Annotated in this window: 9 protein-coding genes; 5 read left to right on the top strand and 4 right to left on the bottom strand. The window is 77.8% G+C overall.

Going from position 1 to position 14,410, the window contains the following annotated elements; genetic code table 11:
• Positions 1 to 84: 84 nt before the first annotated feature.
• Complete coding sequence (locus ACI78U_RS20145) at positions 85 to 879, bottom strand: methyltransferase domain-containing protein (protein ID WP_456877169.1); 795 nt, start codon at positions 877 to 879, stop codon at positions 85 to 87.
• Positions 880 to 992: 113 nt separating this feature from the next.
• Entirely contained in the window at positions 993 to 2,516 is a 1,524-nt protein-coding gene (locus tag ACI78U_RS20140; protein WP_456877168.1) for a glycerol-3-phosphate dehydrogenase/oxidase, read from the bottom strand.
• A gap of 38 nt (positions 2,517 to 2,554) precedes the next feature.
• Here ACI78U_RS20140 and ACI78U_RS20135 point away from each other — a divergent pair, with 38 nt between their 5' ends.
• Positions 2,555 to 4,213, top strand: a complete 1,659-nt coding sequence (locus ACI78U_RS20135) for an FAD-binding oxidoreductase (protein ID WP_456877167.1) — start codon at positions 2,555 to 2,557, stop codon at positions 4,211 to 4,213.
• A 137-nt stretch (positions 4,214 to 4,350) separates the two neighbouring features.
• Here ACI78U_RS20135 and ACI78U_RS20130 read toward each other — a convergent pair whose 3' ends face one another.
• On the bottom strand, positions 4,351 to 5,745 hold the full coding sequence (locus ACI78U_RS20130; protein WP_456877166.1) for an FAD-binding oxidoreductase: 1,395 nt from the start codon (positions 5,743 to 5,745) through the stop codon (positions 4,351 to 4,353).
• A 174-nt stretch (positions 5,746 to 5,919) separates the two neighbouring features.
• Here ACI78U_RS20130 and ACI78U_RS20125 point away from each other — a divergent pair, with 174 nt between their 5' ends.
• Positions 5,920 to 9,357 (top strand): BTAD domain-containing putative transcriptional regulator, encoded by a 3,438-nt coding sequence (locus ACI78U_RS20125; RefSeq protein ID WP_456877165.1) that lies wholly within the window; start codon positions 5,920 to 5,922, stop codon positions 9,355 to 9,357.
• A gap of 4 nt (positions 9,358 to 9,361) precedes the next feature.
• On the opposite strand, the gene ACI78U_RS20120 is transcribed toward ACI78U_RS20125, so the two are convergent.
• Complete coding sequence (locus tag ACI78U_RS20120) at positions 9,362 to 10,129, bottom strand: SDR family oxidoreductase (RefSeq protein ID WP_456877164.1); 768 nt, start codon at positions 10,127 to 10,129, stop codon at positions 9,362 to 9,364.
• An 85-nt stretch (positions 10,130 to 10,214) separates the two neighbouring features.
• Here ACI78U_RS20120 and ACI78U_RS20115 point away from each other — a divergent pair, with 85 nt between their 5' ends.
• Genes ACI78U_RS20115 through ACI78U_RS20105 form a run of 3 tightly spaced genes read left to right on the top strand, consistent with a single transcriptional unit; the run spans position 10,215 to position 14,346 of the window.
• Positions 10,215 to 11,447 (top strand): arginine deiminase, encoded by a 1,233-nt coding sequence (locus ACI78U_RS20115; RefSeq protein ID WP_456877163.1) that lies wholly within the window; start codon positions 10,215 to 10,217, stop codon positions 11,445 to 11,447.
• The gene (locus tag ACI78U_RS20110) at positions 11,444 to 12,913 is read left to right on the top strand and encodes an MFS transporter (RefSeq protein WP_456877162.1); all 1,470 of its coding nucleotides are present in this window, start codon (positions 11,444 to 11,446) and stop codon (positions 12,911 to 12,913) included. Before ACI78U_RS20115 ends, ACI78U_RS20110 begins: the two co-directional genes overlap by 4 nt.
• Positions 12,910 to 14,346, top strand: coding sequence for a M20/M25/M40 family metallo-hydrolase (locus ACI78U_RS20105; RefSeq protein WP_456877161.1), 1,437 nt, complete (start codon positions 12,910 to 12,912; stop codon positions 14,344 to 14,346). The genes ACI78U_RS20110 and ACI78U_RS20105 overlap by 4 nt, the downstream gene beginning before the upstream one ends.
• The last annotated feature ends 64 nt before the right edge of the window (positions 14,347 to 14,410 follow it).

The raw sequence follows: 14,410 nt of genomic DNA, 5'->3' as shown, positions 1-14,410 counted from the left end.
CCCCCCCCCCCCCCCCCCCCCCCCCCCCCCCCCCCCCCCCCCCCCCCCCCCCCCCCCCCCCCCCCCCCCCCGCCCCGGGCGGGGTCAGACGCGGACGAGCAGCTCGCCGTGCAGCATGGCGAGCCACCCGTCGTCCGCCGCGGCCCAGCGCAGCCACGCGGCGGCCAGCTCGCCGAGCTCGTCCCGCGTGGCCAGGCCGTAGGACAGCGCCTGCTCGGCGAACGCCGACGCCGTCGCCCGGCCGGCCCAGGAGCGGCCCCACCACTCCCGCTCGGCCGGGGACGCGTAGCACCAGGCCGACGCGGTGGCGGTGAGGTCGCGCAGGCCGGCCGCGTGCGCCCAGGCCACCAGGCGCCGGCCGGCGTCGGGCTCGGCGCCGTTGGCCCGCGCGACGGCGGAGTAGAGCTCCAGCCAGCGGTCCAGCCCGGCGTCGGCCGGGTGCCAGACGACGGTCGCGTAGTCGACGTCCCGCACGGCGAGCAGCCCGCTGGGTCGGCAGACCCGGGCCATCTCGCGCAGCGCCGCCACCGGGTCGGTGAGGTGCTGCAGCACCTGGTGGGCGTGCACGACGTCGACGGCGTCGTCGGGCAGGTCGAGGGCGTAGACGTCGCCGACGGCGAAGGTCACCGCGACGCCCGCCCGCTCGGCGAGGTCCCGGGCCTCGCCGAGCGGATCCGCCGCGAGGTCGACCCCGGTCACCCGGCCCGGCGCCACCCGGCGGGCCAGGTCGACGGTGATCGTGCCGGGGCCGCAGCCGACGTCGAGCAGGTCCAGTCCCGGGCGCAGGTGCGGCAGCAGGTAGCCGGCGGAGTTCTCCGCGGTCCGCCACCGGTGCGACTGCAGGACCGGCTCGGCGTGCCCGTGGGTGTAGGTGTCCACCCCCGCATCCTGGCCCGCCGTCCCATGCACCGGAACCTGCTTCCCATCTGCTGAGAAAGCAGGCATAGGAAGCGATCCGCACGTCTCGACGCCGGGAACGTGCGGATCGCTTCCTATGCCTCGTCGGCGAGGACCGCCTCGGCGACGGCCACGGCGGGCTCGCGGTCGGCCGGCACCAGGCCCAGCCGCACCCGCCGGTCGAGCAGGTCGGCCACGCTCCGCGCCCCCTCGGCCCGCACCCCGAAGCGCAGCTCCCCCACCGTCTCCGGGCGGCCGGCGACCACCGGGTCGGCGCCCAGGGCGGCCACCCGCGGCGCCTCGGTGCCGTAGCGGGCGACCAGCCGCCCGGGCGCCCGCACCCGGGCGAGTTCGGCCGGCGGTGCCGCGCCGACCAGCGGCAGCGCGGCGGTGCGCGAGCGGCGGGCGCCCTGGCCGAGGCGGGCGACCACGTCGTCCACCGCCTGCTCGGCCATCGCCCGGTAGGTGGTGAGCTTGCCGCCGACGACGGACAGGACCGGTCCGTCCCACCGCAGCAGGTGCCGGCGGGAGAGGTCCGCGGTGGCGTCGGCGGGCCCCCGCCCCGCCGACTCCGGCAGCACCAGCGGCCGCAGCCCGGCGAAGGACCCGACGACGTCGTCGCGGCTGAGCGGCACCGTCAGCACCCGGTTCACCGTCCCGAGCGGCTGCGCCACCTCGGCGTCGCTCGGCAGCGGGTCGTCGTCGGGGACCGGGCCGGGCACCGGTTCGTCGGTGAGGCCCAGGTACACCAGACCGCCCGGCTGCGGCAGCGCGAACACGTACCGCGTCCGCGACCCGGGCAGCGGCACGGTGAGGGCGGCGGCCGGGTCCCCGAGCCGGCCGGCCCGCACGACCAGGTGCGAGCCGCGGGAGGGCGCCAGCCGGATCCCGGGTGCCAGGGCCTGCGCCCACACGCCGGTGGCGTTGACGACGGCGCCCGCCCGCACCGTCACCGGCTCCCCGTCGACGACGGCGTGCACGTCGCGCCCGTCGACGGCGACCACCCGGGCGCCGGTCAGCACCCGGGCGCCGTGCGCGGCCGCGGTGCGGGCCAGCGCCACGACCAGCCGGGCGTCGTCGGCGAGCTGCCCGTCCCAGAACACCGCGCCGCCGCGGCCCGGGCGCAGCGCCGGCACCAGCCGGGCGGCCTCGGCCGCGCCCACCCGGCGGGTGCCCGGCAGCGAGCCGCGGCCGCCGCGCACCGAGACGCGCACCGCGTCGCCGAGCCGCCCGCCCAGCGCCCCGACCGCGCTCACGTCCCGCCCGGCGGCGTCGGGCACCAGGAAGGGCAGCGGCCGCACCAGGTGCGGCGCGGTGGTCCGCGCGAGGACGGCGCGCTCGCGCGCGCTCTCCCGCGCCAGCCCGAGCTCGCCGTGCGCGAGGTAGCGCAGCCCGCCGTGCACGAGCTTGCTCGACCAGCGGCTGGTCCCCGCAGCGAGGTCGGCCCCCTCGAGCAGCACCACCGACAGGCCCCGGACGGCGGCGTCGAGCGCGACGCCCGCGCCGGTCACGCCGCCGCCGACGACCACGACGTCGACGTCCCCGCCGGTCAGCGCCTCGAGGTCGGCCGCGCGGCGGGCCGCGGTGAGGTCGGGACCACGTGCCGGTGAGCGGGTCACGGAACGGGTCCCGGCCGGGGCACCGGCAGACTGTAGCCGTGTCCGAGCAGCCGGAACTGACCGTCCAGGGGTGGGGACCCGGCAGCTCATCCGAGGGCGGGACCGAGCCCGACCCCGCCGCCGCGCTCCCCCGGGCCGCCCGCCGTCACCTGGCCAGGGAGCTGGGCTGGACCCCCCGCCCCACGCCGCCGGTCCCCGTCGACGAGATCCGGCTCGCGCCCTCCCGCCTGCCGGACGACGTCCGCGCGGCCCTGGTGGACCTGCTCGGCGAGGAGCACGTGCGCACCGACCGCGACGCCCGGCTGCGCCGGGCCGGCGGCAAGAGCTACCTGGACCTGCTGCGCCGGCGCGCGGGGGACGCCGCGGGCGCCCCCGACGCCGTCGTCCTGCCCGGCAGCACCGAGCAGACCGCGGCGCTGCTGGCGCTGTGCAGCGAGCGCGACGTCGTGGTCGTCCCGTTCGGCGGCGGGACGAGCGTCGTCGGCGGGCTGGCCGGCGTCGACCCCGACGACCGGCCCTCGCTGTCCCTGGACCTCGCGCGCATGGCGTCGCTGACCGACGTGGACGTCGCGTCCTCGCTGGTCACCGCGGGCGCGGGGATGCGCGGTCCGGCGCTGGAGGCGGCGCTGGCCGGGCACGGCCTGACCCTCGGTCACCTGCCGCAGAGCTGGGAGTTCGCCACCCTCGGCGGCTACGCGGCCACCCGCTCCGCCGGGCAGGCCTCCACCGGCGTGGGGCGCTTCGCCGACCTGGTGGCCGGGCTGACGCTGGCCACGCCGTCGGGCGTGCTCGAGCTCGGGCACCCGCCGGCGTCGGCCGCGGGACCGGACCTGCTGGGCCTGGCGCTGGGCTCGGAGGGGACCCTCGGCGTCGTCACCGGGCTGCGGCTGCGGGTGCGGCCGGCGCCGCGGGCCGCCGTCTACGAGGGCTGGTCGTTCCGCACCTGGGCCGCCGGGCTGGCGGGCCTGCAGCGGCTTGCGCGGCACGACCTGCTGCCCGACGTCGTCCGGCTCTCCGACCCCGACGAGACCCGCGCCACCCTGCTCAACGCCGACGGCGCCGGGGCCCGGCTGCTGCGCGGGTCGCTCCGGGCCCGCGGGCGCGCCGACGGCTGCCTGCTCGTCGTCGGCTGGGAGGGGCTCCCGCCGCTGGTCCGGGCCCGCCGGCGCGCGGCGGTGCCGGTGCTGCGCGAGCACGGCGCGGCACGGATCGGCCGGCGGGTCGGCGAGTCGTGGCGGCGGCACCGCTACGCCGCGCCCTACCTGCGCGACCGGCTGATGGACGCCGGGCTGCTGGTGGAGACGCTGGAGACGGCCGCCACCTGGACCGCGCTGCCGGCGGTGTACGACGCCGTCCGCGCGGCGCTGCGCGCCTCGCTCGGCCGCGGTGAGCGGCAGCCGCTGGTGATGAGCCACGTCTCCCACGGCTACGCCACCGGCGCCTCGCTCTACGTCACCGTGCTGGCCGACCGCGACGACGGCCTGCCGCTGCAGCAGTGGCTGGCGGCCAAGCGGGCGGCCACCGACGCGCTGCTGGCCGCCGGTGGCACGCTGACCCACCACCACGCCGTCGGGGCCGACCACCGCCCCTGGCTGGAGCGCGAGGTCGGCCCGCTCGGCGTCGAGGTGCTGCGGTCGGTCAAGCAGCGACTCGACCCCCGTGGGATCTGCAATCCGGGGGTTCTGCTCCCCGACTAGCCGACTCCTCGGCAGAGTCCTCGGCCGGGTCGGGGCACGCGGAGAGCGGCCGGTCGGGGGACGGGGCCCAGCCCGGCGGGGGCACGGCCGGTGGCGTCCCCGACCGCCGTCGCAGGGAGCGGGGCAACCGCGGGGACTCAGGCACCGGAGACCCGCAGCGCGTGACCGCCGGAGAAGACGTCGCCGGGGTCCACCGAGCGCTTGACGGCCAGCAGCCGCTCACCGTCCTGCTCGTCCCACGCGGCCAGCACCTCGCCGGGTCCCTCGACGTCGCCGAGGAAGTTGACCAGCGCGCCGGTCGCGGTCCACGGCGCCAGCGCGGCCAGCACGCCCCGGCCCACGTGCGGCACGACCTCGGCGAGCTCGGGCACCATCGGCGCGACCACGAACACCGACCAGGCGGCGTGCCGCCCGGTGACCGCGTTCGGGACGGGCGCCGGACGGCCCAGAGCACCGCCGAGCTGGCGGACCTCCACCATCACCAGCGGCACGTGCACCTCCGGCCCGGCGGCGGCGAGCAGCGCGTCGACGGTCTCCTCGGTCAGGTCGGCGAGCAGCGCGCCCTTCTCCCAGGCGGGCATCGGCTCGGTCGGGTCCATGTGCACCGCGTCGAGCGCGGTGGGCGGCAGCGGCCCGACCCCGCCGAGGAGCACCTCGCCGACGGCCTGCATCGGCGCGACCAGCGCGGCGGCGGCCTCCGGGTCGTCGCCGGCGTACAGGAAGCGCAGGTGCACCACGGTCTGGCCGCGCAGCGGCGGGGGCAGCTCCTCCAGGGGCGGCATGCGCAGGACGGCGACCGACGAGCTGGCCTCCTCCGGCAGGGTCGGCGCCCACGTGCGGTAGGCGTGCAGCACCGCGGCGGCGTCGCGCCCGGCGAAGAAGAAGCCACCGCCCACGAGCGCGGGCACGGCGTACAGCCGGAACTCCAGGGCCGTGACCACGCCGAGGGTGCCCTTGCCGCCGCGGACGGCCCAGAACAGCTCGGGGTCGGACTCGGCGGTGACGGTGCGCAGCTCGCCGTCGGCGGTGACGATCTCGACGGCGGTCACCGAGTCGGCGGCGAAGCCGAACCGGCGGCCGAGCGGGCCGAGGCCGCCGCCGAGGGTGTAGCCGACCACGCCGACGTCGGACGACGAGCCGCACAGCCCGACCAGCCCGTGCTCGGCGGCGGCGGCGAGCACCGTCGCCCACTTCACGCCGGCCTCGACGCGGGCGGTGCGCTGCACCGGGTCGATCCGCACGCCCTGCATCCGCGAGGTGGTGACCAGCACCGCGCCGTCGGCGTTGCGCACCGGCCCGTGGCCGGTGGCCTGGACGGCGACCGGCAGGCCGTGGGCGGTGGCGAACCGGACCGCGGCGACGACGTCGGCCGCGCAGACCGCCCCGACCGCGACCGCGGGCGTGTGGGTGACCGCGGTGTTCCAGGTGGCGACCTCGGCGGCCAGGCCGTCGTCGCCGGCGGCGAGCACCGGTCCGCGGACCTCCAGGCGGAGGTCGTCGACGTCGAGGGTGGAGGGGACGGTCAGGGTCATGGAGGGCCACCTCGGGCAGGGTCGGTCGGGCATCGGTTGACGGCGCAGACCCTGACGACGCGGCCTTGGCGGTCACTTGGAGAGGACTTGCACGTCTCGCATCCCCGGCCGCCCGGGTCGCGCCGCGCGGAAACCCCTCCCCATCCGGCCCCGGACCTGGGAGGATCCGGCCTCGTGCGGTACCGCGTCCTCGGGCCCCTCGAGGTCACGGGCTCCGATGGCCGGCCGGTCGACGTCGGCGGCGCCAAGCCCCGCGCCCTGCTGGCCCTGCTGCTCGCCGAGGCCGGGCGGGTGGTCGCCGTCGACCGCATCGTCGAGACGCTGTGGGGCGACGAGCCGCCGCCCACCGTCACCGGCACCCTGCAGGCCTACGTCTCCCACCTGCGGCGCGTGCTCGAGCCCGAGCGCGGCCCGCGCGAGCCGGCGACGGTGCTGCTCACCCGGGTTCCGGGCTACCGGATCGCCGTCGACGCCGACGACCTCGACAGCCTGCGGTTCGCCCGGCTGGTCGAGGAGGGCGACCGCGCCGCCGACACCGACCCGGCCGCCGCGGTGGCCGTCCTCGACCGCGCGCTGGAGCTGTGGCGCGGCGAGCCGCTGCCCGAGCTCGGCGACGGCCCGGGCGCGGCCGACCGGCACCGACTGACCGAGCTGCACGTGCGCGCCCGCGAACGCCGGTGCGACGCGCTGCTGGCCACCGGCCGGGCCGACGCCGCGGTCACCGACCTGCAGCGCCTGGTCGAGGAGCACCCGCTGCGCGAGCGGCTGTGGGCCCGGCTGGTGACCGCGCTCTACTCCGCCGACCGGCAGGCCGACGCCCTGGACGCGCTGCGCCGCTGCACCGAGCTGCTGCGCGAGGAGCTGGGCATCGACCCCGGCCCGGAGCTGCGCGAGCTCGAGCGCCGGGTCCTCCGCCAGGACCCCGCGCTGGCCCGCCGTGCGCCCCGCCCCGCGCTGTCGGTGGTCCCGCCGGCCCCGCCGCAGCCGGCCCCGCTGGCCGCTCCCGCCGACGAGTCGCTGGTCGGCCGCCGCGACGAGCTGGCCCGGCTGCGGACGGTCGCCGAGCGGGCCGCGGCCGGGCGTCCGGCCGTCGTCGTGCTCGCCGGCGAGGCCGGCATCGGCAAGACCCGGCTGGCCGAGGCGGTCGCCGCCATGAGCCGGGACGCCGGCTGGGCGGTGGCGGAGAGCCGCTGCGCCGACGACGCCGGCGCCCCGGCGCTGTGGCCGTGGACGCAGGTGTTCGAGCAGCTGGGCCAGGAGCCGCCGGCCCCGGTCGCCGACGACGGTGAGACCGACGCCGACGCCGCGCGCTTCCGGCTGTTCCAGGACGTGCGCCACCGCCTGGTCACCGCCGCCGGGGCCCGCCCGGTGCTCGTCGTCCTCGACGACCTGCAGGGCGCCGACGAGACCTCGGTGCAGCTGCTCGGTCTGCTCGCCCGCCACCTCCCCCGGGTGCCGCTGCTGGTCGTGGTCACGGTGCGCAGCGTCGGGGAGGACCTGCCCGAGGCGGTCGCCGACTGCCTGGCCCGGCTGGCCCGGGAGCCGGCGGCGGTCACGATCACCCTCGACGGCCTGACCGCCGACGACGTCGGGTCGCTGCTGGCCAGCCAGCTCGGGCGGGTCGGCGACCCCGGCCTGGCCGCCACGGTGCACGACCGCACCGCGGGCAACCCGTTCTTCGTCGTCGAGCTCACCCGCTGGATGCGCGGCGCCCGCGACCTGCGCCTGGACCGGGTGCCGGTCCCGCCGTCGGTGGGCGAGGTGCTGCGCACCCGGCTGGCCCGGCTGCCCGCCGGCGCCCGCCCGGTGCTGGAGCTGGCCGCCGTCGCGGGGCGCGAGGTGACCCTCGACCTGCTCCGGGCCGCCGGGGAGGAGGCCGAGGCCGCGCTCGCCGCCCTGGACGCCGCCACGGCCGCCGGGCTGGTCGGCGAGGGGTCGGCGCCCTGGAGCTGGCGGTTCACCCACGCCCTGGTGCAGGAGGTGCTCGCCGACGACCTGCCGGCGCTGCGCCGGGCGCAGCTGCACGCCCGGCTGGGAGCGGCACTGGAGCAGCGGGTGACCGGCGGCCGGGCCGACGACGCACTGGTCGAGCGGCTGGCCCACCACTTCGTCGAGGCCGCGCCGGTGGCCGGTCCCGAGCCCGGGCTGCGGTGGTCGACCGCCGCGGCGGAGGTGGCCCGCGCCCGGCTGGCCGACGGCGAGGCGGCCATGCGCACCCGGCGGGCGCTGCGGCTGCTGGACCCGGCCGCGCCCGGCGCCACCCGGACCCGGCACGACCTGCTCACCGCGCTGGGCAACGACCTGCTGCGCAGCGGGCAGCGCACCGAGGCGCACGAGGTGGTCGGCGAGGCCCTCGCGCTGGCCCGCGAGCTCGGCGACCGGCGCTGCATGCTGGAGTCGGCCGCCGTCTGGGGCTCGGTGACCCTGTGGAACTGGCGGCCGCACGGCGTCGTCGACACCGAGATGGTCGCGCTGCTGGAGGACCTGCTCGAGCACGGCGACGAGATCGCGCCCGAGGCGACCGACGCCGAGCGCGACCGGCTGACCGCGCGGCTGCTGGGCACCCTCGGCGTGGAGCTGGCCTTCAGCGAGGACCTGCAGCGCGGGGTGCGGTACGCCGAGCGGGCGGTGGCCCTGGCGCGCGGCGTCGGCGACCCCGAGCTGCTGGGCCGGGTGCTCAACAACTACTCGCTGGCGGTCTGGGGGCGCCCGGGGGCGGCGGAGCTGCGGCTGGCGGCCACCGACGAGGCGCTGGCGCTCGCCGGGCGCGGGCTGCCGCGGCGCACCGAGTTCTACGCCCGGCTGCACCGGGCCGCGATCCGGCTGCACCTCACCGACCGGGCCGGCTTCGAGGCCGACCTGGAGGCCGGGCGACGGCTGGCGTTCTCCCTGTCGGGGCCCGAGGTGCGCCCGCACGTGTTGTGGCAGCAGGCCGGCGCGGCCTGGCTGGCCGGCGACGCCGCCCGCGCCGAGGAGCTGACCACGGAGGCGCACGAGCTCTACCGGAAGGTGACGCCGCACTCCCGGCACGCCTACGCCGCGCACCAGTTCGCGCTGCGCCGCGGCGACGGGCGGCTGCCGGAGGCGATCGACCTCCTCGTCGAGACCGGCGACGAGGGCAACCCGCTGCTGCAGCTCATGGCGGTGCTGGCCGCCGCGGAGTCCGGGGACCTGGCCGAGGCCCGCCGGCTGCGCGCGCGGTGGGGGCGTACCCAGATCCGCGACTGGGCCAGCGACGTGGCGGTGCTGTTGCAGGCCGAGACCGCGCTGCACCTCGGCGACGAGCCCGAGGTCACCATGGCCACCGTCGCGCTGCTGCCCTTCCGCGGCCGTCAGGCGGTCCTCGGGACGCCGGCGTTCAGCCTGGGCGCCTACGACGAGCTGCTCGGCCGGATCGCCGAGGCCACCGGCGACACCGTGGCCGCCCGCGACTGGTGGGCCGGCGCCCGCGAGCAGGGCCGCCGGGTGGGCTCGCCGCACCAGGTGGCACTGGCCGAGTCGCACCTGGCCCGGGTGCCGGCCGAGGAGGCGCACCGCCCGCCCCGGCGCCGCCGGTCCGCGCCGTCCCGGCGGCCCGCCGTCGAGCCGCCGGTGCAGGAGCGTCCCGCTTAGCGGGTCACCTGGTCGTGGCGCGGCCGCCGTCGACGGGGATGACGGCGCCGGTGACGTACGCGCCGGCCCGGCTGGACAGGTAGACGACGACGCCGGCCATGTCGTCGGGGCGGCCGATGCGGCCCAGCGGCGAGCTGGCGGCGATCTCGGCGCCGCGCGCGGCCAGGGTGGCGGCCATCATCTTCGACTCGAAGGGCCCCGGGGCGACGGCGTTGACGGTGATCCGGCGCGGCCCGAGCTCCTTGGCGAGGTGGCGGGTGAGCTGGTGCACCGCGGCCTTGCTCGACGAGTACGCGTAGGTGGGCAGCACCGGCACCTGCAGCCCGTCGATGCTGCCGACGTTGACCACGCGGGCCGGGTCGTCGTCGGTGGCGGCGGCCTCCAGCAGCGGGACCATCGCGCGGGTCAGGAAGAACGGCGCCTTGACGTTGAGGTCGAGCACCTTGTCCCACGCCGCGGCGGGGTAGGTCTCGAACGGCTCGCCCCAGGTGGCACCGGCGTTGTTGACCAGCACGTGCACCCGCTCCTCGCGGCGGCCGACCTCCTCCGCCAGGCGCACGCACTCGGCCTCGGTGCTGACGTCGGCGGGGATCGACTCCACCCGGCCGAACGCCGACAGCTCGGCCACCGCCTGCTCCCCGGCCTCGGGCTTGCGGGAGCTGACGTAGACCGACGCCCCGGCCTGCAGCAGCCCGCGCGCCATCATCAGGCCGATGCCGCGGGTGCCGCCGGTGACGACGGCGACCTTCCCGGTGAGGTCGAACAGGTCCACGCGGTTCCTCCTGGGGTCGATCGACCGAGTGACCGGGGCGACCCGGACCGTCGGCCGTCCGGCCACTGTGCCAGCCTCTGTCCCCGTGAACGCCACGGCCCCCGCGTCCCTGGGCGTGACGAGCGAGGTCGGCCCGCTGCGGACGGTGATCCTGCACCGTCCCGGCGCCGAGCTGCGCCGGCTCACCCCGCGCAACAACGACCAGCTGCTGTTCGACGGCGTCCCGTGGGTGGCGCGCGCTCAGGAGGAGCACGACGCGTTCGCCGAGGCGCTCACCGGCCGCGGCGTCGAGGTGCTGTACCTGGGCCGGCTGCTGGCCGAGGTGCTCGACGACGCCGAGGCACGTGCGGAACTGATCGCCGCCGCCGTCGACGACCCCCGGCTGGGCGCCACCCTCAAGGACGCGGCGACCGCCCACCTCGCCGACCTCCCGCCCGAGGAGCTGGCCGGCACCCTCATGGGCGGGCTGGCCCACGACGAGCTGCGCGGCGGCCGCGGCCTGGCCTACCAGCTGATGGACCGGTCGGACTTCGTCGTCCCGCCGCTGCCCAACCTGCTGTTCACCCGTGACTCCTCGGTGTGGGTCGGCGACCAGGTGGCCATCACCTCGCTGGCGATGCCGGCGCGGCACCGGGAGAGCACGATCCTGCGCGCGATCGCCACCCACCACCCGCGCTTCGCCGGCAGCGGCCAGCTCTACGACGCCTCGCTCGAGCACCTCGAGGGCGGTGACGTCCTGCTGTTGGCACCCGGGGTGCTGGCCGTGGGCGTCGGGGAGCGGACGACGCCGGGCGGCGCGGAGCGGCTGGCCCGCCGGGTGTTCGCCCGCGGCCTGGCGCACACCGTGCTCGTGGTCCCCATCGCGCAGGAGCGGGCGACGATGCACCTGGACACGATCGCCACGATGGTCGACGTCGACGCGATGGTCATGTACCCGGCGGTGGCCGACTCGCTGGTCGCCTGGACGGTGACCGCCGGCGAGCAGCTCCCCGACGACGCCGACACCGTCGACCTCGCCGTGCGCGGGCCGCAGCCGTTCGTGGTCGCGGCCGCCGAGGCCATGGGCATCGACCGGCTGCGCGTCATCGACACCGGCCTGGACCCGGTCACCGCCGAGCGCGAGCAGTGGGACGACGGCAACAACACCCTCGCCCTGGCGCCGCGGCTGGCGGTGGCCTACGAGCGCAACACGGTGACCAACGCGGCGCTCGAGGCGGCCGGCATCGAGGTGGTGCGGATCGCGGGCTCCGAGCTGGGCAGCGGCCGCGGCGGGCCGCGCTGCATGTCCTGCCCCGTCTGGCGCGACCCGGCCGAGTGACCGGCACGGGCACCGGGACCGGGCGGCGCGCCGGCCGCATCGCGGGGCTCGGCGGCGGCCTGGTCGGCTGGCTGGTCTTCGTCGAGTTCACCAGCGGCGTGCTGCAGGGCTACTACGTCCCGCTGCTCACCGACGTCGCCCGGTACCTCGACATCAACGACGCCGACGTCAACTGGCTCGAGGCCGCCCAGCTGATGCTCTCGGCGATCGCGGTGCCGGTGCTGGCCAAGCTCGGCGACCTGCACGGCCACCGCCGGATGCTGCTGGTCTCGGCGGCGGTGACCGCGGCGGCGACGGTGGCCCTGGCGTTCGCGCAGGACTTCGGCGTCTTCCTCGTCGCCTGGGCGGTGCAGGGCGTCTACTCCGCCTGGCTGCCGCTGCAGGTCGCGCTCATCCACTCCCGGTCGCGCGGCCGGCCCGACGCGGCGGCGAGCACCCGCCGGGCCACCGGCATGATCGTCGCGGCGCTCCAGGCCGGCGCGATCGTGGGCGCCCTCGGCGGCGGGCAGGTCGGCGACGCCCTGGCCGGGCGGTTCTGGCTGGTGCTGCTCGTGCCCGGCCTGCTCGTCGTCGGCGTCTGCCTCGTCGTGCTGACCCGCGTGCCGGAGAGCACCGAGCGCGAGGGCGGGGACGTCGACGTCACCGGCGTCGCCCTGCTCACCGTCGTCCTGCTGGTCATCACCGGCGGGCTGACGTTCGTCCGGGTCAACGGTGCCGCCGAGCCGTGGCCCTGGCTGGTGACCGCGCTCGGCGTGCTGCTGGTCGTGCCGTTCGTGCGGTACGAGCTGCGCCGCGACGACCCGCTGGTCGACTTCCGGGTGCTGCGCTCCCCCAGCATGTGGCCGGTGCAGCTCACCGCCGGGCTCTTCGGCGTCAGCGTGCTCGGCGCCCAGGGCCCGCTGTCGACGTTCGCCCGCACCGACCCCGAGGTCTACGGCTACGGCCTGGGCCTGTCGACGAGCGAGGTGTCGATCGTCATCGGCGGCTACGTGGTGTCGATGCTGGTGGGCGCCAGCCAGTTCTCGCGGGTCTCGCAGCTGACCACCCCGCGGGTCACGCTCATCGGCGCGGCCGGGCTCACCGGCCTCGGCTACCTGTTGCTCGTGCCGCTGCACGACACGCTGCCGCAGGTCCTCGGGGCGATGGTGGTCGCGGGCCTCGGCTCCGGCGCGCTGGTCGCGGCGCTGCCGGCCGCGGCCGCCGCGGCGGCACCGCCCGGGCGCACCGGCGTCGCCACCGGGCTGACCAACACGACCAAGGTGCTGGGCGGGAGCTTCGCCTCCGCCGTGTTCGCCGTCGCCCTGGCCGCCGGGTCGGTGGGCACCGCAGGCTCCCTGGCGGGCTACGTCACGGTGTGGGTGGTCTGCGGGGCGACGGCGTGGCTGGCCGCGCTGTCGCTGGTGTTCGTGCCGCGGCTGGCGTTCTCCGACCGGCCGGAGGCCGCGGGCGTGCGGGAGGTGGCGTGAGGATCGCGCCGGCCGTCGCCGGCTGCGCGGCCGCGGTCGCGGTCACGGCCGCGCGCCGGGTCGCCCGGTTCCGTCCCGTCGAGGACCCGGTCCCGCCCGCGGACGACACGGGCCTGGACGCCGACGCCGCCGCGGCCCGCCTCGCCGAGCTCATCCGGATCCCGACCGTCTCCTCGCGCGACCCCGCGCAGGTCGACGCCGCCGCCTTCGGGCGGTTTCGGGACCGGCTGGCCGAGCTGTACCCGCACACGCACCGGGTGCTCGATCGCGAGGTCCTCGGCGACGGGGCGCTGCTCTACCGCTGGCGCAGCGGCACCGACCGGCCGCCGCTGGTGCTCATGGCGCACCACGACGTCGTCCCGGTCACCGGCCAGGCCTGGACCCGCGACCCGTTCTCCGGCGCGATCGAGGACGGCTGCGTGCACGGCCGCGGCGCCATCGACGACAAGGGCTCGCTGGTGGCTGTCCTCGAGGCGGTCGAGTCGCTGGCCGCGGCCGGCCACACCCCGGCGCGCGACGTGTACGTCTTCTCCGGCAACGACGAGGAGGTCCTCGGCGTCGGCGCGGAGCTGGCCGTGCAGGCGTTCCGCGACCGGGGCATCGTGCCGTGGGCGGTGGTCGACGAGGGCGGCGCCGTGGTGACCGGTGCCTTCCCCGGCGTCGCCGGGCAGATCGCCGTCGTCGGACTGGCCGAGAAGGGCCTGCTCGACTGCGAGCTGCTCACCACCGACCCGGGCGGGCACGCGTCCTCGCCGACCCGGGGCGGCGCGCCCGCCCGTCTCGCGCGCGCCGTCCTCCGGCTGGACGCCGCACCCTTTCCGCCGCGGTTGCACGACGTCGTGCTGGGGATGGTCGATGCCGCCGGCCGGCACGCCGCGGGTCCGCACCGGGCGCTGTTCGCGCACGCCGGCGCGCTGCGGCCACTGCTGGCGCGGGCGCTGGCGCGCGCGAGCCGGGAGGCCAACGCGCTGGTGCGCACGACCGTGGCGGTCACCGAGCTGGAGGGCAGCGGCGCGCGCAACGTGCTGGCCACCCGGGCGCGGGCGCACCTGAACGTGCGCATCGCGCTGGGCGAGACGGTGCAGTCGACCGTCGAGCGGCTGCGCCGGGTGGTCGCCGACCCCTCGGTCGAGGTGCGCGTGCTCTCGGGCACCGACCCCTCACCGGTGTCGCGGACCGACAACGACGCCTACGCAGCGCTCGGCGCCGCGGTGCGGGCGGTGTACCCGGAGGCGGCCGTGGCGCCGTACCTCATGGTGCAGGCCAGCGACGCCCGGCACTTCGCGCAGATCAGCGACAGCGTCTACCGGTTCATGCCCTTCGACCTCTCGCGGGCCGAGCTCGACGCGCTGCACGCCGCCGACGAGCGGATCACCGTCGCCGCCCTGCACCGGGGTGCGGTCTTCTTCCGGCACCTGATCCGCTCGCTCTGAGCACAGGACGCCCCTCCCCCGGGGAGGTGTCCCGAGCGCAGTCGTGCTCTGCCCACCATGCGGA

It is taken from the genome of Geodermatophilus sp. SYSU D00710, from assembly GCF_054050195.1.
The sequence above is the reverse complement of the archived record's forward strand: the minus strand, read 5'-3'. Positions and strand labels throughout refer to the sequence as shown.

Excerpts from the sequence above, each read along its gene's own strand:
- ACI78U_RS20130 (WP_456877166.1), bottom strand. The coding sequence starts at position 5,745 with ATGACCCTGACCGTCCCCTCCACCCTCGACGTCGACGACCTCCGCCTG.